The organism is uncultured Microbacterium sp., assembly GCF_900078385.1.
In the GTDB taxonomy this organism is placed as follows: Bacteria; Actinomycetota; Actinomycetes; order Actinomycetales; family Microbacteriaceae; genus Microbacterium.
This window is the reverse complement of sequence record NZ_FLQR01000006.1, coordinates 209561-230940: the sequence shown is the minus strand read 5'-3', so window position 1 is coordinate 230940 and position 21380 is coordinate 209561. Positions and strand designations below refer to the sequence as shown.

At 68.7% G+C, this 21380-nt stretch carries 21 protein-coding genes; 9 read left to right on the top strand and 12 right to left on the bottom strand.

What is annotated here, in order from left to right; translation table 11 throughout:
- Window positions 1–87 precede the first annotated feature (87 nt).
- A complete protein-coding gene (locus QZL85_RS06105) occupies window positions 88–2712 on the top strand; it encodes an AAA family ATPase (RefSeq protein WP_295574921.1) in 2625 nt (874 codons plus the stop codon).
- Here the strand turns inward: QZL85_RS06105 and QZL85_RS06100 are convergent.
- From QZL85_RS06100 to QZL85_RS06045, 12 genes are all read right to left on the bottom strand, one after another.
- Window positions 2709–3032 carry a hypothetical protein gene (locus tag QZL85_RS06100; protein WP_295574919.1) on the bottom strand — a complete coding sequence of 108 codons (324 nt, stop codon included), beginning with the start codon at window positions 3030–3032 and terminating at the stop codon, window positions 2709–2711. The genes QZL85_RS06105 and QZL85_RS06100 overlap by 4 nt on opposite strands.
- Before the next feature lie 407 nt (window positions 3033–3439).
- On the bottom strand, window positions 3440–3874 hold the full coding sequence (locus QZL85_RS06095) for a single-stranded DNA-binding protein (RefSeq protein WP_295574918.1): 435 nt from the start codon (window positions 3872–3874) through the stop codon (window positions 3440–3442).
- On the bottom strand, window positions 3871–4386 hold the full coding sequence (locus QZL85_RS06090) for a hypothetical protein (RefSeq protein WP_295574915.1): 516 nt from the start codon (window positions 4384–4386) through the stop codon (window positions 3871–3873). The genes QZL85_RS06095 and QZL85_RS06090 overlap by 4 nt, the downstream gene beginning before the upstream one ends.
- Window positions 4383–4769 (bottom strand): hypothetical protein, encoded by a 387-nt coding sequence (locus QZL85_RS06085; protein ID WP_295574912.1) that lies wholly within the window; start codon window positions 4767–4769, stop codon window positions 4383–4385. Before QZL85_RS06085 ends, QZL85_RS06090 begins: the two co-directional genes overlap by 4 nt.
- On the bottom strand, window positions 4762–6597 hold the full coding sequence (locus tag QZL85_RS06080) for a type IV secretory system conjugative DNA transfer family protein (RefSeq protein WP_295574909.1): 1836 nt from the start codon (window positions 6595–6597) through the stop codon (window positions 4762–4764). The genes QZL85_RS06085 and QZL85_RS06080 overlap by 8 nt, the downstream gene beginning before the upstream one ends.
- Window positions 6590–7891 carry an AAA family ATPase gene (locus tag QZL85_RS06075; protein ID WP_295574905.1) on the bottom strand — a complete coding sequence of 434 codons (1302 nt, stop codon included), beginning with the start codon at window positions 7889–7891 and terminating at the stop codon, window positions 6590–6592. The genes QZL85_RS06080 and QZL85_RS06075 overlap by 8 nt, the downstream gene beginning before the upstream one ends.
- Window positions 7888–9495 (bottom strand): ATP-binding protein, encoded by a 1608-nt coding sequence (locus tag QZL85_RS06070; RefSeq protein WP_295574902.1) that lies wholly within the window; start codon window positions 9493–9495, stop codon window positions 7888–7890. The genes QZL85_RS06075 and QZL85_RS06070 overlap by 4 nt, the downstream gene beginning before the upstream one ends.
- Window positions 9495–10991: an SCO6880 family protein gene (locus QZL85_RS06065; protein ID WP_295574899.1), complete on the bottom strand. Its 1497-nt coding sequence runs from the start codon at window positions 10989–10991 to the stop codon at window positions 9495–9497. The genes QZL85_RS06070 and QZL85_RS06065 overlap by 1 nt, the downstream gene beginning before the upstream one ends.
- A complete protein-coding gene (locus QZL85_RS06060; protein WP_295574897.1) occupies window positions 10988–12406 on the bottom strand; it encodes a hypothetical protein in 1419 nt (472 codons plus the stop codon). Before QZL85_RS06060 ends, QZL85_RS06065 begins: the two co-directional genes overlap by 4 nt.
- Complete coding sequence (locus tag QZL85_RS06055) at window positions 12406–12702, bottom strand: hypothetical protein (RefSeq protein WP_295574895.1); 297 nt, start codon at window positions 12700–12702, stop codon at window positions 12406–12408. The genes QZL85_RS06060 and QZL85_RS06055 overlap by 1 nt, the downstream gene beginning before the upstream one ends.
- Window positions 12703–12710: 8 nt before the next feature.
- On the bottom strand, window positions 12711–13325 hold the full coding sequence (locus tag QZL85_RS06050) for a M23 family metallopeptidase (RefSeq protein WP_295574893.1): 615 nt from the start codon (window positions 13323–13325) through the stop codon (window positions 12711–12713).
- A gap of 1 nt (window position 13326) precedes the next feature.
- Entirely contained in the window at window positions 13327–14073 is a 747-nt protein-coding gene (locus QZL85_RS06045) for a hypothetical protein (RefSeq protein ID WP_295574891.1), read from the bottom strand.
- A 334-nt stretch (window positions 14074–14407) separates the two neighbouring features.
- Between QZL85_RS06045 and QZL85_RS06040 the strand changes: the two genes are divergently transcribed.
- The 8 genes from QZL85_RS06040 (at window position 14408) to QZL85_RS06005 (ending at window position 21291) form a co-directional block, all read left to right on the top strand.
- A complete protein-coding gene (locus tag QZL85_RS06040; RefSeq protein WP_295574888.1) occupies window positions 14408–14725 on the top strand; it encodes a winged helix-turn-helix domain-containing protein in 318 nt (105 codons plus the stop codon).
- Window positions 14726–15228: 503 nt separating this feature from the next.
- Window positions 15229–16110, top strand: a complete 882-nt coding sequence (locus tag QZL85_RS06035) for a hypothetical protein (protein ID WP_295574886.1) — start codon at window positions 15229–15231, stop codon at window positions 16108–16110.
- Window positions 16107–16592, top strand: coding sequence for a hypothetical protein (locus QZL85_RS06030; protein ID WP_295574884.1), 486 nt, complete (start codon window positions 16107–16109; stop codon window positions 16590–16592). Before QZL85_RS06035 ends, QZL85_RS06030 begins: the two co-directional genes overlap by 4 nt.
- Before the next feature lie 411 nt (window positions 16593–17003).
- Entirely contained in the window at window positions 17004–17285 is a 282-nt protein-coding gene (locus tag QZL85_RS06025; protein ID WP_147051369.1) for a metal-sensitive transcriptional regulator, read from the top strand.
- A gap of 53 nt (window positions 17286–17338) precedes the next feature.
- Entirely contained in the window at window positions 17339–17671 is a 333-nt protein-coding gene (locus tag QZL85_RS06020; protein ID WP_147051368.1) for a heavy-metal-associated domain-containing protein, read from the top strand.
- Window positions 17668–19953 (top strand): cation-translocating P-type ATPase, encoded by a 2286-nt coding sequence (locus QZL85_RS06015; RefSeq protein ID WP_295574882.1) that lies wholly within the window; start codon window positions 17668–17670, stop codon window positions 19951–19953. Before QZL85_RS06020 ends, QZL85_RS06015 begins: the two co-directional genes overlap by 4 nt.
- 151 nt (window positions 19954–20104) lie before the next feature.
- On the top strand, window positions 20105–20584 hold the full coding sequence (locus QZL85_RS06010) for a DUF6153 family protein (protein WP_295574878.1): 480 nt from the start codon (window positions 20105–20107) through the stop codon (window positions 20582–20584).
- A 95-nt stretch (window positions 20585–20679) separates the two neighbouring features.
- On the top strand, window positions 20680–21291 hold the full coding sequence (locus QZL85_RS06005; RefSeq protein ID WP_295574876.1) for a DUF305 domain-containing protein: 612 nt from the start codon (window positions 20680–20682) through the stop codon (window positions 21289–21291).
- The last annotated feature ends 89 nt before the right edge of the window (window positions 21292–21380 follow it).

The following is a 21380-nucleotide window of genomic DNA, read 5'->3' as shown; positions in this document are numbered from 1 at the left end:
GCGCTCCAGGGGCAATGCGACGCAGCTCCAAGACTGTCCAGCGGCGTCGATGCGCTCGGCGCCTACTCCCGCGGTGACACCCCAACGGTGACCCGGTACACCGTCGAGGGTGGCGCGATTCGTGAGGATGAGCTGTCGCGCGCCGAGTTGATGGCGTGGGTGGACGGCCGTGACCCGGTGTCGGGGGATCGCCGGGGGAGGGAGTTGCTCTCGCCGCAGGCGGATCTGATCTTGGATGGCACGATCAATGCCCCGAAGTCGTTCAGCATCGTCGCCCTCGTCCACCCGGATCTTTCGCGGGAGTTCGAGGCCTTGCAGGACCGGTTGCGGTACCGGATCATCACCACCTGGCAGCAGGAGCTGAACGCGCGCCGCGGTGCCGGCGGCCGGATCCGGCAGGCGATTCATCGGCTCGAGGTCGTCGAACTGCAGCATCGTCGGTCCCGCGCGCTGGATCCGCACATCCACCGCCATCTGTGGCTGAGTGTGAAGGTGCAGGGCATCGATGGCCACTGGTCTAACGTCGACTCGCGGGTCGCTATGCGCCTGCACACGCTCATCAACGCAGAAGGCGATCTCGCGGCGCGAACCGATCCCGAGTGGGTCGCCGCTCTGGCCCGCCACGGTTACACCCTCAATGCCGGCGGTGAGATAGCGCAGGTCGCTCGCGCGGTTCGCCCACTGTCACGTCGATCGAACCAAATCGAAGCACATCGCGCGGTCGCTCTTGCCGAGTGGCGAGATCGGCATCCCGGCCAGGAACCGGACCGGGACGTGCTGCAGCAGATCGACCGCCTCGCCTGGGCAACGGGCCGCCCAGGCAGACCCACCAATCTCGCCGAGGATACATGGGAGCGACTCGTGCGGGATGAGCTCGCCGCTATCGACTCGGCCCTTCTGTGCGACGGCAACGCGACCGGGCGTGTCGTGCCGGAACCCGACATCGAGATGCTCGGAACCATGGCTCTCGTGGACGCCGACCAACGATCCGCCGCGAACGGCGGCCGCTTCAGCGCGGTCGACATCCGTGCCGGCGCCACCCGTGCCGTCGCGGCGAGCGGCGTGGTTGCCCCGCGAGACGATCTTCAGCCGGTTATCGACGCAGCCGTCGCTCGCGCCCTCGGCAATGTCGTCGACCTGCTGGACGGTGAGACGGACCGCCCCGCGCATGTGAAGGGCTACATGGCACCCTCCACCGCGGCTCTGAAGGTGGAACTGGCCGCCCTGTTCGACCAGCTCAACAAACCAGGCGTCACCATCAGCCGGCCGACCATCGCGACCGTGGCGAACGCCGCGATCGGCGACCTGCCGCTTGACGAGGACCAGGCCGACGCAGCCGCTGCGATCGCCGGCACGCATCGGCTGGTGACCATCACCGGGCCCGCGGGCACCGGCAAGACAACAATGCTCCGCGTCGCCAAACGTGCCCTCGACGTGCAACGGCGGCGCCTCGTGGTCGTCGCGCCGACGAAGAAGGCGGCCTCTGTCGCGGCCAGAGAGATCGGGACCGCCGGGTCGAGCCTGCATGCCCTTCTCGCCGACCACGGCTGGCGCTGGAACAACGACAGCACCGGATCGGAGCACTGGACGCGACTCGAGCCCGGCGACACCGACACCACCGGCCACATCTATCTCGGTCCCCGCCGGTACCCGCTGTCACCGGGAGATCGGATCGTGGTCGACGAGGCCGGGATGGTCGACCTACACACAGCCCGAGCCCTCGCGATCCTCGCCGCAGAGACGGGCGCTGGGATCGCGATGGTCGGCGACCACCTCCAGGCGCTCCCAGTCGGCCACTCGGGTGCGATGGCCTGCATGGCACGTCGCAGCGGCTCCGTCGTCGAACTCACCGCCGTGCACCGGTTCCACGACCACGAGTACGCCGCCCTCACCCTTCGTCTCCGCGAACCGGCCTCGCAGGCCGACGCGCTCAGCGTCGCCACGGCCCTCGACCGTGGCGGTCACCTCCACACCGTCGCTGACCTTCAGCAAGCACGCGACGTGATGATCGAGGGCTACTTCCGAGCCACCGCAATCCGTCACCGCATCGCGCTGGTCACGGCTACGAACGACGAGGCCGACGCGATCAACACCGCCATCCAGCAGCGTCGCGTCGAAAGGCGACAGCTCAGCCTTCACCGGATCGCGGTCGGGATGGACGGGCAGCGCATCCTCGAGGGCGACGTCGTCCAAACCCGACGCAACGACCGCACCGCCGGTGTCGAGAACCGAGCGCTGTGGGTCGTGCGACGCATCCACGATGCTGCGATCGACCTCGTCAGCACCACGGATAGCGGCGACGTTCGCACCATCGGCACCGACTACGCCGCCGACCACCTCAACCTCGCTTACGCATCGACAGTGCACGGCATCCAGGGAGAGACGACGGATCTCGCCATCGTCGGGCCCGACGTCGACGCCCCCGGCCTCTACGTGGGCATGACCCGCGGGCGCATCCACAACGAAGCCATCGCCATCCCCCGGCCCGGCCAGACCGCCGTCGACGTCGTCGCCGCGACGATGATGCGCGGCCTCCCGGAAGTGACGATCGCCGACGCCCGCCGCGGCGCCCGCGGCGAGCTCGGACGAGCCGCCCGCGGCGAAGCGCCGACACCCGTGCCGGAGTCGCGACCGGGAAAGCCGCCCGGAGCGGACCGCGGGCACTCCGCCACCATTTCGGCTATTGGTGTCGGGATTGGTCTCGATCGCTAGCTGATGCTCGGACTGTCGGGGACCTGAACGGCGCCGCGCCATACCCAGCAGCGGTACTCCTGCGTACCCACCCGGAACCGGATGGCGACGACGTGGGCGGTCCACATGCAGGCCTCAGCCTCGACACGGATGGGTGTCTTCCCGAAGCGGACCCATGCCTGCACGACGGCGGGCTTCGGGTCGGTTGTTACGGCGAGCTCGTCCAGCTGGAGTTCGCTGGTCGACAGGGTCTGAAGCGGCCCTTCCTGCGCGGTGCGTTCGAGTATCCGGGCGTCCATTCGCCGGTCGACGGATGCCGCGTAGCGGCGGTTGCTTCCCACCTCGTCACCGGCTCCCTCCCGGCCATCCGCATCGGGACGAGTCTAGCCGTAGGCGAACAAAGATTCTATACTTGCTTCCCCATGGTGTCGTCGTCGATCGAACACGCAGTGACGCTTTGTTTGGAGGGTGACGTCCCTTCGAGGATGGTCTACGCGGGGCGCCGATGGCGTGTGACGGACATGCCGACGCGGCTCCGGTCTCGGCGTGGCAGGTAGCTGCCGACGCGTCGTCGGGCTTCTATGGATGGCGGTTTCAAGCGACTGACGACGCCGACGAGTCCTTCGTCTTCGACGTCTTTCCGTCGGCCGAGGGGTGGCACGTGCACGGGATGTACGCGTGATCCGCCGGGACGTAAAGGTGCGGGTGGGGGTACGCTGACTCCCACCCGCACCTTGTCCTGATGGGGCTAGCGAAGGATTCCTGCGCTGGCGGTGGGTGTTGTTGACGGCCCCGTTGCCGCGGGGCCGTCAACTTTTGGGTGGCGCTCGACGGTGATGCTTGCGAACTTCAGGGATGCTCCGACGTTGTCGGCGACGATGTCGCGGGTCTCACGGGTTTCGCCGGTGTTCTTGTCGGTATAGGTCCCGAACCGGAGGTCGCCGGCGACGAGGACGTTGTCACCTTTGTGGAGCGAGGCGGCAACGTTCTTCGCCTGGTGGTTGAACACGACGACCCGGTGGTAGAGGGTGCCGGTGTCTTCCCATGTGCCGGTGGTGTCGTTGAAGCGTCGGTCGTTGACGGCGATGGTGAACCTGGCCCAGTCGTTGCCGGCGTCGCTGGCGCCGTGTTCGGGGTCGCCGGTGAGGTTCCCCTCGACGGTGACCGGGATGCGGGCGGTCATGGTGTGTCTCCTTTCGTGTGAGGCGGGGTGCCTCGGTGTGCGTGGGTCTGGGTGATCCACGTGTCCCATTCCTGGTCGTCGGTGATCCCGTCCCAGGAACGTGGTTTGACGGGTTGGTGGCCGTTGTTGCAGCCGCCTCCGTAGGCGCGGGTGAGGCGGGGGAGGGCGGCGGCGAAGCGTTCGTGCCAGCTGATCGGCCCGAAGCCGGCGTCGGTGGTGTCGAATGCGGCCAGGTGTGCGGTGTGCAGGGCGGAGAGCTCTTCAACGAGCGCGGGGTGCCGGTACCAGCAGGTCGGGACGGTGCTGATGGGTAGCTGGTAGCGGACGGTCACCCATTCCACGAACGCGCGCAGCAGCTTCCATTCCCGCGCGGCTTCTTCGTCGCGCAGTTCCCGCCAGGAGACGACGTGTGCGCCGAGCGGGGCGGAGGATCCGCCGCGGGCCGCCGGGGTGAACCCGGCGAGCTCGGCGGCGAACAGTGCCTCCATGTTCACCTCGTCCTCCTCGCTCATGGCCGCTCCCGGGTGAGGGCGGTGTGCAGGCGGATGAGGGCGTGGTCGCTGGCGGCTTTCCGGTCGCGGTGGCGGGCGAGGACGGTGTCCCGCTCCAGCAGACGATGCAGGAGCTCATGGCAGTACGGGTGCAGCGGGGTGAGGTCAACGTGTCGTTCGAAGGCCCGCCACACACCGTCCTGATACAGGACGCCGGCGTAGCTGCGGTGATGCAGCTCGAGCTCAGCGGGCGTCGCCCCGGTCCCGCACGCCGCACAGCGAAGAGGGCGCTGCAGGGCTGCTTCGCGACGGAACCAGCGGGCACGGCGGGTGTGCCAGGCGACAGAGGTGAGGAACTCCGTCCGGTACGGGTTTCCGCGTGCGGGGCGGCGTCGATTACTCATCGGCGACCACCTTCACCGGGTCGCGCTCCGCAGGGTTTGTAGCCCCAGCTGACGCGGGCGTGGTGGTGCGCGGGTGGAAGACGGTGCGTTGTTCGGTTTCGGTGGTGTGTTTGCCGGTGCGGATGGCGCGGGCGTCGGAGCGTTGGTCCCATCCGGCGAGGTCCAGGAGCACGCCGCGGCGGTTGCGGTAGGCGAGGAGGCCCAGGGTTTGCGGCATCCGGCGGATCTCGTCGACGGACATCAGCGGGAGGCGTTCGCGGTGCTCACTGGTGGAGTGCCCTGCCTGCCCGGACGTCCAGGAGCGTTGGGTGTGGCGGGTGTCTCGGGTGCCGAGGAGTGTTTCGATGTCGCGGAGGTGGTCCACGTGCGATGCGCCGCCGAGGAGGACCTTCGCGGTCGCCGCCGCCCAGATGGTGTCCGCTTCGGCTTTGGACCAGGCGGTCTCGGCTTGGGAGAGGGCCTGGAGGACCACGAAGGTGCAGATGCCGCGGCCGCCGCCGTCGGCCATCGTGCGGGGCAGGTTTGCCCACCGGAACATGTTCACGATCTCGTCGAGGATCAGCCCGAGCGGGAGGTGCAGCCGTGAGCCTTCGGAGGCGAGGGCCTTCTTGCGGGCGACGTCGACGATGTCATCCAGCAGCGCCCCGAGGAACCCGCCCATCGCCGCGGCCCCGGATGCGGACCCGATCAGGTAGAGGGTGTTCGGTGCGCTGAGGAACGCGTCGGGGTCGAAGTGGGGGTCGCCGGGGCGGGGGAGGAGGGTGTCGCGGATCTGGGGCACGGCGAGGGGTGCGACGGCGCCCTGCACGCCGAACCAGATGGAGGAGACGAGCTTCTCGTCCCCGCTGATGGTCGCCTCCAAGGCGTCCCCCCAGCCGGGTGCTCCGTCGCTTCGGAGGATGTCGACGGCTGCTCGGGCGAGGGAGGGGCTGGAGCCCCAGTCGTAGACGTCGGCGATGCTGCGCCCGCCGACGGCGGCGGCGTGCAGCAGTCGGCCGAGGACGACACCGGATGCTTGTGCCCACTCTCCGTTGGTGGTCGAGGCGCCCAGGGCGGTGCCGGTGATGATCGCGTCCCCGCGTTGCATCGCGACGAGGGGGTCTTCGCAGCCGGAGAGCGGGCTGATGCGGAGGGTGTGGCGGATGCCGGAGAGGCCTTGCGGGTCGAAGACGTGCACGTCGCCGCGGCGCCTCCGCATCTCCAGCGTGGCGGTGAGGTTGTCGTTCGTGGTGGAGGTGGTGATGAGCGGGCCGGACCAGTCCAGGATCGCGGAGATCAGCACCCGATACCCCTTCCCCGACCTCGGGGGACCTTCGAGGGCGACGGAGTCCTCGATGGACACGAACACGTCCCGCCCGCGGGAACGCCCCACCCGCCACCCGACGTCGGTGGCTTGCGGATGGCGCAGATCGGGTCGTAGCTGCCGGGCGCGGCGCAGCACTGCCCCGGCGGAGAGGTGGGCGCGGATCTCGGCGGCCTCGGCGAACCCGGGCCGCATGCGCAGGTCGGCGACGAAGGACCGGTCGGACTGCCGGTACCGCCGCCACCACACCATCACGCCGACAGTCGCGGAGGTGAGGAACAGGAGGAGGGCGGCGTCGGCGGCCCGGATCTGCCCCACCGGCAGCACGCAGCCTGTGGGCGCCTCGTACGCGGCGGGGTTGCCGGTGGCCGCGATCCACACGCCGGAGAAGAAGTGCGCCGGGGCGGGGCGCGCACCGCAGGCCAGGGCGGTGACGGACTCGGCGAGGAACCCGAACCCGAGAGCGAGGACCGTGCCGATCGCGATGAGGATCGCGAGGGCCTTCCCGAGCAGTCCGTCATTCATGGCCGGGTTCACGTTCGGCCAGCGTGGTGGCGGCTGCGGCGGCGACGCGGAGCCACGCGTCTCGGGTGGCCGGGCGGAGCTGATCGAACCGGAGCGCCCCGGACCTGAGGGCGGGATCGAACGGGATCGTCCCCACCGCGCGCACCGTCTGCGCGAACCGGTCCGCCATGCGTTGCACGGCGGCCGCCCCGTGTGGTTCTGCCTGGGTGACGATGACCACGGCGCCGTCGGCGAGGGCGGCGGAGGCTTCGTCCCGGTGCCGCAGCGCCTCGAGGAGGAGGGCGGCGGATTCGGCGGACTCGGGGACGGCGAGGGTGGGGATGACCAGCTGTTGGGTGGAGTCGATCATCCGCAGCCACCGGTCGGCGGACTCGTCGTTTCCGGAATCGAACAGCACGAGCCGGTAGTAGCGGGCAGCGACCCGCATGAGCAGGTCGAACTGGCCGCTGTCCAGACGCTGGTCGGCGGCGAGGAGCTCCGGGTTGGAGCGCAGCACGTCGTACCGGTCCGCGGGCTGTGGGTGCACGTACCGGGTGATGTCCGACACGGATGCGGCCGCGGTCAGCAGATTGTCTGCGGCGGGGAGGAGGTCGCGGAGGGTGGTGTCGTAGAGGCCTTGCTCGGTGCGCCAGCCGAGCGTGCCGCGGGTGTCGTTGTTGTCCCAGGCGAGGACTCGGCCCCCGCCGTGGCGGGCGTAGACGGCGGCGAGCATGGCGGTGGTCATCGTCTTCCCGACGCCGCCTTTGCCGTTGACGACCGCGATCGTGCGGCATCCGGCCCACTGCTGGGACACCGTCCGCACCCATCCGTCCCGCGTCACCTCGTACGGTGACGGACGCATCGGGATCCCGAGCCGCGCCAGCACGCCCCGCCACCCGGTCGTCGGAGGGGTCACGGGCGCGGTGCTCTCGATGAACGACAGTCGCTCACTCAGGTGTGACGCCCCGCCGGCTGGCGTCGCAGGGGTGGGTGTTGGTGCCGGTTCGTCATCGACCGTGTCCGCCTCCAGGTCTTCGGGCGTTTCCGGTTCGGGCCCGGTCGCCGTGGGTGTGTGGGCGGGGAGGGGGGTGAGGGTGCCGTCGGTGGTGATGAGGAGGTGGTGGTCGCCGTGATCGCCGCTGGTGACGAGCTCGAGGGGGATGCCGGCGCGGCGGGCTTCCTCGGTCGCACGGCGGAGCACCTCCGCGCGGATGTCACCGGCCGTGGTGACGTGTTCTCGGCGTCCGTCGGGTGTGGTGAAGACGGCGGTGGGACCGGCGACGGTCGCGTATGCGCGCACAGGGGTGAGGGTCATGACAGCTCCTTCGAACGTGCCAGCCACCCCTCCACATCCGCATCCACAGCCGGTGCTGCGTGCGGGCTAGATGTGGTGGGGGTGGTCCAGATGGCATCCAGTTCCGCGGCCGACAGGTCGGCCGGGTCGGCGTGGCTGGTCGGGTTGAGGGCGTCGTCGGTGGCGAACAGGTCCTGTTCCCACGGGGTGGAGGTGGAGAAGCAGTCCACCAGGTAGGAGTACTGGCCGACGTAGGCGAGGAACTCGCCCTTGCGCAGGTGACGGGCCATGTCCACGTGCGGGACGGGGATGTTCAGTCGGGTGCGGAGCGCCTGCTGCTCTTGATGGTTGGCTCGGAAGATGAACTTGTTCTCGATGTCCCCGACGATCGAGTACGCGAGGTTGCGTTCCTGGGAGTCGGCTTTCCCGACGGCGTCGAGGTCGCCCATCTTGTGCAGGATGACGATGTTGCTGATCCCGTAATGCCTGCTCAGCTTCAGCCACTGCTGGTACATCTGCAGGGCGGGGAGGGATGTCATGTCACGCCACCCTTCCTCCCGGATCACGTACCGGGTGCGGCGTGCGGACCGGTCGGAGACCACGGCTTGGATCCAGGCGGTGGTGCACACCTGGGTGAGCTGGGCGACGAGGTCGCCGCGGGCGAACAGTTCGGAGGTGTCCACGACCACGATCGGTGCCTGCTCGTCGAAGGACACCGTCGATTCGTCTTCGAATAGGCCGGAGAGGTCACCGTCGACGAACCGGCGCAGCACGAACCGGGGCTGCACGGCCGCTTCGGCGAGCCGGAAGTCGCCGGTCGCGTCCGCCGCGAGGAGCCCGAGATGCTCGTAGACGCCGCGGAGGGTGGGCTGGTCGCCGGTCGCGGTGATGCACCGGTCGAGTGCTTCGTGGATGACGGCGTGTTCCACCGCGGTCAGCCGGGTCCCGCCGAGCGCGAGTTGGACGAGGGAGAGCAGGGTGGCGATGCGGCGCTGCTTGACCATCTGCTCGTGCTGCTCATCGGTGGCCCCAGTGCGGCGCGGGCCGCGGTCCAGGGGGTTCAGGCGTGCGGTGGTGCCGCCACCGAGCCGGATGACGACACCACCGGGGACCGCGTCGGCGAGGAGCACCCATTCCCCTTTCGCATCAGACGGCACGACCGCGCAGTGTCCGAACGCGAGGGAGCGGGTGACCAGGGTCTTCACCGTTGCGGACTTCCCAGACCGATAGGCGCCGAGGACGAGGATGTTGGTGGAGAACGTGCCTCGGTCGGTGGTGTCGGCATAGGCGTCCCAGGGGGAGAAGTGCCAGAGCGCGTCGGCGTTCAAGTCGACCCCGACGATCGGGCCGGCGTGGCCGAGACCCGCGTCGGCGACGAACGGGTAGATCCCGGCGATGTGCTGCGAGGTCGCCTGATGCCCTGGCAACACCACGGGAGCGAGGTTCCAGTACCCGCCCTGCGTGATGCCGGGCCCGAACGGTCCCGGGACGGCCGCCTCCGGCAATGCCCGGTCCCGCGGTCTCTGCCGCGGAGGCTGCTCGCGATGGCTGGCGTCCCGGTGGAGGGCGCGGCGGGCTTTGCGGTCCAGGTCGCCGGGTTCGAAGACGAAGGCGCTGCGGGTCATCACTTCATCCCCTGCCCGATTGGCAGAGCGTTGACCATGAGGGCTTCGGCCTGCTGGCAGTAGAGGATCTGCGCTTCCATGCCCGCCCGCGAGAGGGCGTTGCGGGCGCCGGCGATCGCCTGGTCGAGGTGTTCCTCGTCGGCGGCGGTGACGGTGAGGTATCCGCCGTAGCGGAACTCGCCGTGTCCTTCGACGATCTCCTGCTCCTGCTTCTCCAGTGCGTCCCAGTCCGCGGCGTCCGCGGCGGATCCGTCCGCGCCTCGTTTCGCGCGGAGCTTTTCGTTCCCGCGCCACACCTTCTTCTCCTCCCGGATCCGCTTGAGCGCCTTCCCGACGGGGACGGGGGTGAGGACGAGGGAGAAGATGTGCGTCACCGCGGTCCCGGTGCCGGGGTGCCGGGCGAAGACGAGGGGCGCGACGAACCCGACCGGCGCGTCAGAGCGCGGCCATTCGTGGATCCACATCGTCGCGTGCACGCCACTGTCGGAGAACACGATCCCGTTTCGCCCGCGCGGCTCTTCCAGATACATCGGCCCGATCCCGGCGGGGTCCACGCCGGCGGCGGGAGTGGTGGCTCGGTTCTGGATGGTGGCGGCCGAGTCGGGGTCGAACGCCACCCGGGCGAGGGAGGCGATCTCGCGACTGTTCAACCAGCGGCGGACCCGGATCTTCGCGGCGGTGAGCGCGTCGGCGAGGTTGCCGGCTTCGATGACGGCCAGGGCGATCACGGCGTCTTTTCCTCCGCCAAGAGATTTCACCTGCGCCCCGAGGGTGACGAGGTCCAGGGTGAAGGTGAGGTAGTTGCGGTGTGCGACCGCGAACCGCTCCGACCGGTCCATCACCGCCGCGTAGCTGACATCCACCACGGACCCCTCGGTAAGGCCACGTCGAGCGCGGGCGGTGTCGTAGTGGTCGCGGGCGGGACGGATCGTGGTTGGCAGGGTCCGCTCCTGCAACGTCACCCGCTTGATGCCGGGCCGCTGGGTGAAGGAGGCGAGGACGCGGGACCATTGCTGGGCGAGGTCGGACCGTTCGGGGGAGTCCTGCATCAGGAACCCTTGCACCTCGAGCTCGGCGGTCACCGACACCGTCCGGTCATGCGGGGAGTACACGCAGGCCAGCCCGTCGGCATCCCACAGTTGCAGCGAAGCCCGCACCCCCGGCAGGTTCACCGTCCCCACCAGATGAGCCCCTTCCGGCCGGTACCTGTGGGCGGTCGCGCCGGTGGCGTGGCGGAGTTGCTTCATCACCCACAGCCCGGCGACCCGTGGGGCGGAGATCCCGTGCACCGTCGCGATCGCCGCCGCCCCGACCGGGAGGTACAGAGGTGCGGCGTAGAGGAGGCCCGGAGGGCCGAACCGGTTGATCCCGATCAGCAGCACGGCCGCGGCGGCGGTGAGGAAGGCGATCTGCCAGCCGTCGAGGCCGAGGACAATGCCCTGCCGGGAACGGCGGGGCAGACGAACCGGGCGAGCCGGATCAGTGGTGGCGGTCACGAGTTACTCCTTCCCTCGGTTGGACCAGCGGGTGGCGCCGGTGCCGTGAGCGTGGTCGATGGTGCGCGCGAAGTCGTCGGCGAGGCGGTCTGCGGGCTGCCCGCCGGGGAGGTTGCGCCTCGCACTGGCGATGCCGCGCCAGCCGCGCTCGCTGCTCCCGGTCGTGAGCTCCCGCCCCGTGTGGGGATTCCGGCGGGTGTCGCGCCGAGTCGGGTCGGGATCGCGATCGCCGAACGGGCCGCGTGCGAGGCCATCCGGCCGGCATGAGAGGCGGCACCGGACCCGACGCCGTCGGCGGCGACAGCACCAACGAAGCTGAACAGTCCGAAGATCGCGAAGGGCGCGAACGCCACCAGCACCAGCCCGACCAGCAACGGCCAGGACTGCGGATCCCAGATGGTGCTCACCCCGGCGAGCCCATTGACGATCAGAGTCACGAACCCGATCGTGAGCGGACCGGTCAGAAGCAGCACCACCACGGCGGACGCGTACCGGACCACCCACTGCGGGCCAATGCCACGGATAGGGAACACCATCCATGCGATCGGGCCGACCATGATCAGCGCCGCGAGGACGATGTTGCGGAACGCGAACACCAGCATCAGCAGAAGCATCGAGATCAGCAGCAGGCCGTGGATGAGGAATGCGAAGAAGTAGTTCGCCGATCCGCCCGCCCACATCACCCGCTGCAGCGTCGCGAACAGTTCGATGGGACCTTCTCTGCCCATCACATACCAAGTCAGATCGTCGACTGCGTTTAGAAGATGACCGGTGAGCCAGAGGGTGAGCGGGACGGCGGGGATCGCGATGAAGGAGCGGACGATCGCGCCGACCAGTTCACCGCGATCGCCGGAGACCGCGGCCGCCGCGATTGCCCACACCATCGCGGCGAACACGACGATCAGCACCGCCCAGTTCCAGAACGACCACTCACCCGCGGCCGCGTCCCACAGCGTTGTCGACGTGTCGAACCGCATCGCGTCGGACACCGCGAACATCATCGCGGTCGTCCCCAACGCCATCCCGCGGCCCGCGTTCTCGAATGTGACGCACACCGCATCGCCGAGACTGCATCCGTAAGCAACCAACGTGAGCTTGCCGCCCGCGGCCTGAAGCTCGCTCTTGTGCCCGTCGTAGGTCGTGCACACTGTTGCCCGTGCCCCGTCGATGGCGACGCCGAGAAAACACTCCTGCGCTTCCACTTCTGACGCGACGTTGGGCGTGCAGGTGATCTGGTTGGACGACTGTCGGCAGGTCACGGGGAATGACGGCGCGGACCAGGTCTCGCCGGTGACGGACACCGCAGTAAGAGCGCTTGTCGTTGTGAGGGTCAGGGCGGTCGCGGGCGCCATCGTCCCGAGGGCGGCGGCGAAGCCGAGCGTCGCGCCGATGAGAAGGGCGCGCGGGATGTTCATCAGAATCCGAAGTCGAAGTTCACGAACCAGGAGAACATGCCGGAGGCGGCGCCGAGGACGGCCGCGGCGATGAAGATCCACAGGATGTTCTCGCCCGCCCACGTGCGCACACGATCCGATGCGAGCCCCCGGAATGCGAGGGCGGCGCCGGCGATGATCAGCATGATCAGCACGACCAGCAGCGCGCCGGCGAGGATATAGGACGCGATCACCTGGAACCCGCCGAAGAACGGTGCGGAGAAGTCCGGTTCGATGTCGGGGACATCGACATCCGTTCGGACGACAGTGGGGGACATGGGAGCTCCTATCTGAGGGGAAGGCCGCGGGCGGCCATGAACGGCTCGGGATCAATGGCGATCCCGTCCAACTGGACCTCGAAGTGCAGATGACACCCGGTCGACTTCCCGGTCGACCCCTCCGAGCCCAACGCGTTGCCGGCTGTGACGTGCTCGCCCACGGCGACCACTTGGGAATGCCATTGCAGGTGGCCGTAGAGAGTGACGAGTCCATCGCCGTGGTCGATGCGGACAGTGTTCCCCCATCCGGGCATCGGCCCAGCGGTGACCACTATTCCGGGGCCGGCCGCATACACCGTGGCGCCGCACGGTTGATCCATGTCATAGCCGAGGTGATTGGACGGGCAGTACGCGCACCCCTTCACAGGGTGATACCCGTACCCGCGACCGGTGCCGTAGACGCCTGCGAGGGGATACCCCCACCCGCCCGTCACTGCGGGGACTGCGTCACCGCCGGGCGCTCCGTGCGCAGCTAACGCCTGGCCGGCAATCGCCACCGGCACCGCGACCAACGGCGCGAAGATCGCTGCGTTCGCGAGAACGAGGAGGACGACGAGTGCGATGCTCGCTTTCCGGCCGGTCCTCGTGCTCGCGAGGGCTGAAGCGACGGCCGGGGCACCCATGTCAGCCCTCTACCGGCTCCGTGAAGTAGCGCACCACCTTGCAGTGACCAGCCTGCTGCGCCGTTCCCGGCGTCGGGACCGACGCCTCACCGCACAGCACCTGGACACTCACCCGCACCGTCTCCGGATACGACGCCTCCCCACCCGCGCCGTCGGACTGCGTGAACGTCAGCTCCGCATTCGCCGTCGCGATGCGCATGTCACCAGAAGCGTCCTCCGGGACATCGGCCATGGTCACGTCGCCAACCACTTCGGCCGTTACTCGCCCGCTCTGCTCCGCGATCGAACTCCACATCTCCTCGGGGACCACGACACCCTGTCGCAGCTCAAGCTGCGCCGCCTCAAGTTCCATTTGCTGGTCCGATGGATCAGCGTAGCGGGAGTCGGGCGTGAACCACGTGTCGAGGTAGTCGAGCCATTCGTCTCGAGTGCCGAGTGTCGTGTCGAACGTCGATGCCGCGGCCAAAGCGGCTCGTGCGTACACCTCGGGATCGGTGGTGATGGGCTCCGCTAGCCACCCGGCTTCCGCGACGTCGGGATCGACGACCTCGATGGTCCCGGGCGTCTCGGTCGGCGGTGCGGTGCCGCCCAATGGTGCACTCGGGCTCGTCGTAGGTTGAGCGGCCGGGTTTGCAGCACCGCCGAGGATCACGTTGACGATAAGCGCGACGACGCCCGCGATCAGCACCGCGCCACCGATCAGAGCCCAGGTGAGCCCGGTGCGCTTCCGCCGCTGTGGATTCGTCATCTGCGAACTCCCTTTGCGGCGACTAACTGAAAAGAAAAGCTTGTTGGATGCCGATGCTACGGACGCCCGTGGCCCCCGCCGAGTTATCCACAGCTCACCCGGGATCAGCGAGATGGAGAGGTGCGCGGCACCGATCTGCGATGGAGCCAAACGATACGTGTGCCGGGGAGCGGCGTCTGTAGACCGTTCGGCGGACACCACCGCACTAGCCAGGGGGTGGTAGTGGGGTGTTGAAGCAGACATGAGTGAACGGTACAACCGTCTACGTCCAAAGTAAACGGGTAAAAAGTTCAGGTTCGTTGTGCAGAGGCCGACCGTGCGGCAAACTGCTGGCATGCCGAAGTACGCGAGACCCGCTGGTGGCGAAGGCGCCGAACAGGCAATCTCGGTGTTCGGCAACTACGTGAAAGCGGCCGCCATCCGCTATCTCCGGCAACACCCGAACGTCACTCGCAAGTCGATTGCGGACGCGCTTCAGCTTCCGCCGACGACGTTCGTCGCCTACCTCGGCGAACTCGAAGAGGCCGGGCTCATCGTCGCCGATCCGCCGCGCACGGAGCGGCGCAAGGGGGAGTGGCCGGTGTACCGCGTCAACGATGCGGAAGTCACCGCTCTCTATCTCCGACTGGGACAGGAGCTCGGCGAGATTTAGCGTTCGCCGTCGCCGTGGGCCATGCCGCCACCAACGCAGTTGCCACTACGATCGTTGCGGGTTTCGGCCCCGATGCTGGCCCAGATCTTCATGTCCCCCAAAAGGACGACAGCAGGGAACACCGCGCGGGAGTAGCTTCGTGTTGACGGAGGGCTCCCCGCTGCGCGCGTCTGGGGACGCGGTGGAGAGCCCTTCGTCGCCATTCGTTTTGTCCCCCGAAATACCGACGCGCGTCCCAGAGGCTAATGCGGTAGCCTTCCCGTGACGGATGCATGACCCCCCGCATGGCACCCCCCCTTTTTTTGCCGCGCGGCGGGCCTGTACCGCGGCAAAGCCCCCCAGCATGTCGCTGCACCGCATCCGGAGGGCCCTCACCGCATCCCCCCAGCCGCGGCCGGAGGGCCCTCCCTCTTCGTTGACATAGCCGCACGCTGCGCTCCGAGCCGCATTTGCACGGCCCTAAGGTACGGCGCTCTTTGGGATCCGACCGGTACCGTCGCGCCATGACGACTGTGCGCACCCTGCCTGCGACCTCCCGACGGCAACAGGGCTCCTGGTTGACCGTGGCATCGCTCGCGATCGCTGGGCTGGTGGCGATGGCGAGCCTGCTCGGGCTGTTCGCGGATTGGCCGTATCAGTTCGAGACGGAGAACTGGGCACTGCAGGCGCAGGGGCAGGACGTCGGCAACCTTCTCGCGGTCGTGGTTCTTCTCGTCGCCACGATCCGGATGCGGGCAGGATCGGTCCGAGCCGCGCAGGTCTGGGTCGGTGCGCAGTTCTATCTCCTCTACGCGTATCTCGTGTATGCGTTCGCCCTGCACCTGGGACGGCTGTTCCTGGTCTACGTGGCCGTCCTCAGCCTGATCGCCTTCAGCCTGATCGCTGCGCTCCCGGCCGCGCTTCGCGTGCCGACGACGGGGCGCGTCCGCGCACGAAGGTTCGGCGGCGCGGTCCTGATCGGCACGGGTGCGCTCTTCGCGTTGCTCTGGCTGAGCGAGCTGGTGCCGGCCCTGGTGTCGGGCGAGGTCCCCGCGAGCCTCGAACTCGCCGGACTGATCGTCAACCCGGTCCACGTCATCGACCTGTCCGTCGTGCTCCCCGGGATGATCGTCGTCGGAGTCCTCGGCATCCGCGGCACCCCGACCGGCGCCCTCACTCTGCCGCTGCTGGTCTTCTCCACGCTCATGGGGCTCAGCATCGTCGCCGCGATGATCCTCATCACCGCCGCCGGCCCGGTGGGGAGCGTCATCCCCGCCATCCTGGTCGGAGTGGTCGTGGCGGTCAGCCTCGCCGCAGCCGCAGGTCTCTTCCATGAAACCCCCGAGAGACCGGTAGCCGAAGCATCTGCCGCGGCACGCCCCCGGCCACCGCGGTCGCGCCGATGATCACAGGCGAGGTCGCACCGGGCTGGCCAGTACTCGGATTCTCTCCGGTCGGCTTCGCTGTCGCTGCGCTCGTTCTCGTCCCCAACCTCCTCGTCTTCGTCGGTCCGAGGGGCCGCGCCCCGAAGCCCCGCGTCCCGCCTGTGATACAGGCGTTGGAAGGCATCGGGCAGGTCGCGTGCGTCGTGGTCCCCACGGCCACCGTCACCACGGCGATCAACCCGGCTGTCCTTGCAGCGGCAGGCGCCGTCCTCGTCGTCTACTACGCCGGATGGGTTCGGTTTCTCGCCTCCGGGCGACGGTGGGCGTCGCTGTACAAATCGTGGGCCTCCGTCCCGGTGCCGATGGCGATCACCCCGGTCTTGGTCTTCCTCCTCGCGGGTCTCGGGCTCGCTAACCTTTGGATCGTCGCGGCTTCGCTCGTGCTCGCGGCCGGCCACATCCCGGCGTCTCTACGCGCGGCCCGCGTGCTCGCAGACGGCTAGCGGCCTCCCGGTCCCTGTCCACCAGCACCGGGCACTGAATCCCGACGAGGTGGTGTTCCCCGACCGGGCGCTGCCCGGCTCGCTCGCCTATTACAAATTCCTGCACCTGACGCCAGACCCTGACCTCCTCGAAGCGCTTCTGCACCGCGTCATATCGCACGGTCTTCATCCTCGACTTGCTTCCGCTCGCGCCGGACTATGCCCGAAGCGAGGACGCGGCTGCACAACGACGCATCCACAATCTCCTGATCGAGGTGTACGAGAGCCTGCCGGTCCCCATCGTCCAGGTGCCGGTCCTCCCACGCGCCGACCGGGTCGCTTTCGTCCTCGCTCACCTGTGAGTCGCGGGCCGACGCCGCGGGGAATACCCCATACCCCCACGGGGTATGCTAGCTTTGCCGTGGAGGGCGTATGCGCGGATACGACGATGACAAGCAGGAGCTCTTGGCGCGGCTGCGTCGCGCGGAGGGACAGGTCCGGGGGATCGCCCGGATGATCGATGAGGACGTGTACTGCATCGATGTCTTGACCCAGGTGTCAGCGGCGACGAAAGCTTTGGAGTCCGTCGCTCTCGCGCTCCTGGAAGACCATCTGATGCACTGCGTCGCCGCGGCGACGGCAGAGGGCGGTCAGGTCGCACAGGACAAGCTCCGCGAAGCGAACGCTGCGATCGCGCGCCTCGTCCGGTCCTAGCCTCCCCATTTCACTGCGCAACACTCACTGCGTGACTAGAAAGGAAACTCTGAATGTGTGGTTCTGAATCTCAAGACCTGGGCCTGACAGCGGCAGGCAACGCCGGGTGCGCGTGCTGCTCCGGACACGCCTCGACAGAGGGCGAAACGCCCGCGGCGCAGAGCACCGTCGTCGCAGAGTACCTCGTTGAGGGAATGACGTGCGGGCACTGCGTGTCCAGCGTCAGCGAGGAGCTCTCCGAGCTTCCCGGCGTCGGCACCGTCGATGTGGATCTCCGCTCGGGCGGGCTCTCGCGCGTGACGGTCGGCAGCGCTGCGCCGTTGGACGCGGAGTCGGTCCGTCAGGCGGTGGAGGACGCCGGGTACCGGCTGGCGCCCGTCTCATGACCGCACGGGATGTCGAGCTCGATATCACCGGGATGACATGCGCGTCGTGCGCGTCCCGGATCGAGCGGAAGCTGAACAAGCTCCCCGGGGTGGAGGCGTCTGTGAACTTCGCCACAGAGAAGGCGCGCGTCCGCACCGACGACATCCCCGATGAAGACCTAATCGCTATCGTCCAGTCCGCCGGGTACGGAGCCACGGTTCCCGCCTCACCGGCCGCCGAGGACGGTGAACTCCCTCCCGCGCGCGACCTTGAGTTGGCGTCCCTGCGCCACCGTCTCGTCGTGTCGGCGCTGCTCAGCTTGCCTGTGGCGGTGTTGTCGATGGTGCCCGCCTGGCAGTTCACGAACTGGCAGTGGCTGGCACTGACTCTCGCCGCTCCGGTCGCGGTGTGGGGGGCTTGGCCGTTCCACCGGGCCGCCGCGACGAACATCCGACACGGGGCGGCCACCATGGACACGCTGATCAGCGTGGGCGTCCTGGCGGCGTTCGGCTGGTCCCTGTACGCGCTGTTCTTCGGGTCCGCTGGCATGCCGGGCATGCAGATGACCTTCCAGTTGGTGGGCACCCCGCGAGCGGGCGGGCACGAACTCTATCTCGAGGTCGCGTCCTTGGTGACCGTCTTCATCCTCGCCGGACGGTACATGGAGATGCGCGCCAAGCGACAGTCCGGTGAGGCGCTGCGCGCACTCCTGGAGCTGGGCGCAAAGGATGCCGCGGTGCTGCGTGAGGGCGCGGAGCGCATCGTCCCGGTCAGCCAGTTGGTGCCCGGGGATGTCGTGGTCGTCCGACCGGGGGAGAAGATTCCCTCGGACGGCCTGGTTAGCGAAGGTTCCTCAGCCGTCGACGAATCGATGCTCACCGGCGAATCGGTCCCCGTCGAAGTGTCCGCAGGAAGCCGGGTCATCGGAGCCACGGTGAACGTCGGCGGGCGGCTTCTGGTGGAGATCACCCGCACCGGCGCCGACACGGAGCTGGCACGGATGGGTCGCCTCGTCGAGGAGGCCCAAACCGGAAAGGCACAGGTGCAGCGCCTTGCCGACCGCGTCTCGGCGATCTTCGTGCCGGTCGTGATCGGCCTCGCCCTTGTCGCGTTCACAGGGTGGGCTTTGGCCGGCGCGCCGCTCGATGTCGCGTTCACCGCCGCCGTCACCACCCTGATCATCGCGTGCCCCTGCGCGCTGGGACTCGCGACCCCGACGGCGTTGCTCGTCGGCACCGGGCGGGGCTCGCAGCTGGGTATCTTGATCCGTGGTCCGCAGGTGCTGGAGCAGACCCGTCGGATCGATACGGTCGTGCTCGACAAGACGGGCACCATCACCTCTGGGACGATGTCCGTCACCGCGATCCGCCCCGTCGCGGGGCTGCACGCGGACGACCTGATCCAGATCGCCGCGGCCGCCGAGGACGGCTCGGAGCATCCGATCGCGCGCGCGATCGTCGCCGCATCCAAGGACACCCTGCTGCCATCGGAAGGGTTCCTGGCGCACGCGGGCGCAGGTGTTCAGGCGCTCGTCGAGGGGCGCGCCGTCGTCGCCGGCCGCGAATCCTGGCTGCAGGCCCAGTGGGCGTTGGCCGCCCCGGAGGAGCTCGCCGCCCACATCGCAGCGGATGAAGACGGTGGCGCAACGGTCATCGTGATCGCGTGGGACGGGGCGGTGCGCGGGGCGATCAGCATCGCCGACACCATCAAACCGCACGCCGCCGAGGCGATCACCCGGTTGAGAGCGCTCGGGCTGACACCGGTCCTGCTCACCGGCGACAATCGCGGCGCGGCGCGAGCGATCGCCGCGCAGGTCGGCATCGACGACGTCCGCGCAGGGGTCACGCCGGCCGGCAAGCTCGACGCGATCCGCGCCCTGCAGGACGCCGGCCGCGTCGTGGCGATGGTCGGCGACGGGGTGAACGACTCGGCAGCGCTGGCGGCAGCGGACCTCGGCATCGCGATGGGCACAGGAACGGATGCGGCGATCACCGCATCGGATCTCACCATCGTCTCGGGCGATCTGCTTCTGGTCGCCGATGCCATCCGCCTCGCCCGTCGCACCCTCGGCACGATCAAGGGCAACCTGTTCTGGGCCTTCGCGTACAACGTCGCCGCGATCCCGGTGGCGATGGCTGCCCTGCTGAACCCGATCCTCGCGGCGGCGGCCATGGCCTTCAGCAGCGTGTTCGTCGTCACCAACAGCCTTCGGCTGCGCCGGTTCCGCGCGTTGCCGTACGGGACAGGACTCACGGGGGCCACGGCCGACCGGGCGCGCGCCGCTGTTGCTGATCGGGTGTGATCGAGGTGGCTGTCGCGGAGATGGTGCGGAACGGCAGGCGGAGTCCCGTGGGCGATGACCGTGCCCTCGCGATCCGCCTCCTGCGGCGCCACCGCTCGCCGGCGACGCGTCCTCGCCCGACGCTTACTCTGGAAACGCCGATGGGGGGAGGATGATGCTCGCTCTCAGCGCCATTGTGCGCCACCGACTTCTTCCCCTGCGTACCCTCGGCGCCATCGCGCTCGCGGCCGCAGTCGTTCTCGGGCTGCTGGCGATGCATGTCCTGAGTGGCCCCGCGGGTGCTCACCACTCCGCCGTCGCCTCGGGAAGTGCGACGTCGGTCGCCGTCTTGAGCGACTCCGGATCGCACGCCGGCATGACACAGGCGGCGTCCACCGGCCACGGAGTCGACTCTGAAGCGGTGTGCGACTGCGACGAGGTGATGCTCGCCACGACGCCGGTATCGGTGCACTCGATGCTCGTGATGGCGTGCGTGCTCGCGGTGCTCGCCGTCGCGCTCCTCCTCGTCCCGCCTGGTCGCTCCGCTGCCATGCTGATCCCCGGCCGTGCCTTCCTTGCCGGTCCGCGGCTCTCGGACGTCGCGCGCGCACGCGCACCGTCTCTCTTCGTTCTCTCGATCAGTCGAACCTGATTCGCCGCGCTGTTCCCCCGCACCTGCCTGGAGGAACTGTCGCCCTGCCCGGGCGCCGAATCGCATCTGCTTCGACTGATTGATAGGACACTGCTGTGAACAAGAAATCGCGCGCGATCGCGCTCACCGCCGGCGTAATCGCCGGAGTCCTCGTTCTCGCCGGCTGCGCCGCGCAGGATGGGGTCACGCCGGGTATGGGGGGCGGGCCCGGCGGCATGATGACCCAGACGAGCGAACCCGGCGCTGACTTCAGCGCCGCCGACCAGATGTTCCTCGTCATGATGATCCCGCACCACGAGCAGGCGATCGAGATGGCCGACATCCTCCTCGCCAAGTCCGGCATCCCGGCCGAGGTGACCGAGCTCGCCCAGAAGATCAAGGACGCCCAAGGTCCGGAGATCGAGACCATGCGCTCGTGGCTGGAAGAGTGGAACGTCGACTATGACAAAGACTCCATGGGCGGCATGGGGCACGGCGACGGGATGATGTCAGACGGCGACATGACTGCGCTCGAGGACGCGTCGGGCGCGAAAGCCGCGCGGCTGTTCCTGGAGCAGATGATCGTCCACCACGAGGGGGCGATCGACATGGGGGAGATGGCCCTCCGCGGGGCGCAGAACCCCGACGTCATCGCCCTGATCGACAAGATCATCGCGGACCAGACCGCCGAGATCGCCACGATGCGCGACCTTCTCGAGGCTTTGTAACCCCGACCCGGGTGCGGGGCGCCCACTTAGCGCCACGCACCCGGATCCCACGCCGTTCGGCGCCGCCCGAGGCCTCCACGTCGCCCGGA

Excerpts from the sequence above, each read along its gene's own strand:
- QZL85_RS06095 (WP_295574918.1), bottom strand. The coding sequence starts at position 3,874 with ATGACCGCCCGCATCCCGGTCACCGTCGAGGGGAACCTCACCGGCGAC.
- QZL85_RS06090 (WP_295574915.1), bottom strand. The coding sequence starts at position 4,386 with ATGAGCGAGGAGGACGAGGTGAACATGGAGGCACTGTTCGCCGCCGAG.
- QZL85_RS06085 (WP_295574912.1), bottom strand. The coding sequence starts at position 4,769 with ATGAGTAATCGACGCCGCCCCGCACGCGGAAACCCGTACCGGACGGAG.
- QZL85_RS06080 (WP_295574909.1), bottom strand. The coding sequence starts at position 6,597 with ATGAATGACGGACTGCTCGGGAAGGCCCTCGCGATCCTCATCGCGATC.
- QZL85_RS06075 (WP_295574905.1), bottom strand. The coding sequence starts at position 7,891 with ATGACCCTCACCCCTGTGCGCGCATACGCGACCGTCGCCGGTCCCACC.
- QZL85_RS06070 (WP_295574902.1), bottom strand. The coding sequence starts at position 9,495 with ATGACCCGCAGCGCCTTCGTCTTCGAACCCGGCGACCTGGACCGCAAA.
- QZL85_RS06060 (WP_295574897.1), bottom strand. The coding sequence starts at position 12,406 with ATGAACATCCCGCGCGCCCTTCTCATCGGCGCGACGCTCGGCTTCGCC.
- QZL85_RS06055 (WP_295574895.1), bottom strand. The coding sequence starts at position 12,702 with ATGTCCCCCACTGTCGTCCGAACGGATGTCGATGTCCCCGACATCGAA.
- QZL85_RS06050 (WP_295574893.1), bottom strand. The coding sequence starts at position 13,325 with ATGGGTGCCCCGGCCGTCGCTTCAGCCCTCGCGAGCACGAGGACCGGC.
- QZL85_RS06045 (WP_295574891.1), bottom strand. The coding sequence starts at position 14,073 with ATGACGAATCCACAGCGGCGGAAGCGCACCGGGCTCACCTGGGCTCTG.
- QZL85_RS06040 (WP_295574888.1), top strand. The coding sequence starts at position 14,408 with ATGCCGAAGTACGCGAGACCCGCTGGTGGCGAAGGCGCCGAACAGGCA.
- QZL85_RS06035 (WP_295574886.1), top strand. The coding sequence starts at position 15,229 with ATGACGACTGTGCGCACCCTGCCTGCGACCTCCCGACGGCAACAGGGC.
- QZL85_RS06030 (WP_295574884.1), top strand. The coding sequence starts at position 16,107 with ATGATCACAGGCGAGGTCGCACCGGGCTGGCCAGTACTCGGATTCTCT.
- QZL85_RS06025 (WP_147051369.1), top strand. The coding sequence starts at position 17,004 with ATGCGCGGATACGACGATGACAAGCAGGAGCTCTTGGCGCGGCTGCGT.
- QZL85_RS06020 (WP_147051368.1), top strand. The coding sequence starts at position 17,339 with ATGTGTGGTTCTGAATCTCAAGACCTGGGCCTGACAGCGGCAGGCAAC.
- QZL85_RS06015 (WP_295574882.1), top strand. The coding sequence starts at position 17,668 with ATGACCGCACGGGATGTCGAGCTCGATATCACCGGGATGACATGCGCG.
- QZL85_RS06010 (WP_295574878.1), top strand. The coding sequence starts at position 20,105 with ATGATGCTCGCTCTCAGCGCCATTGTGCGCCACCGACTTCTTCCCCTG.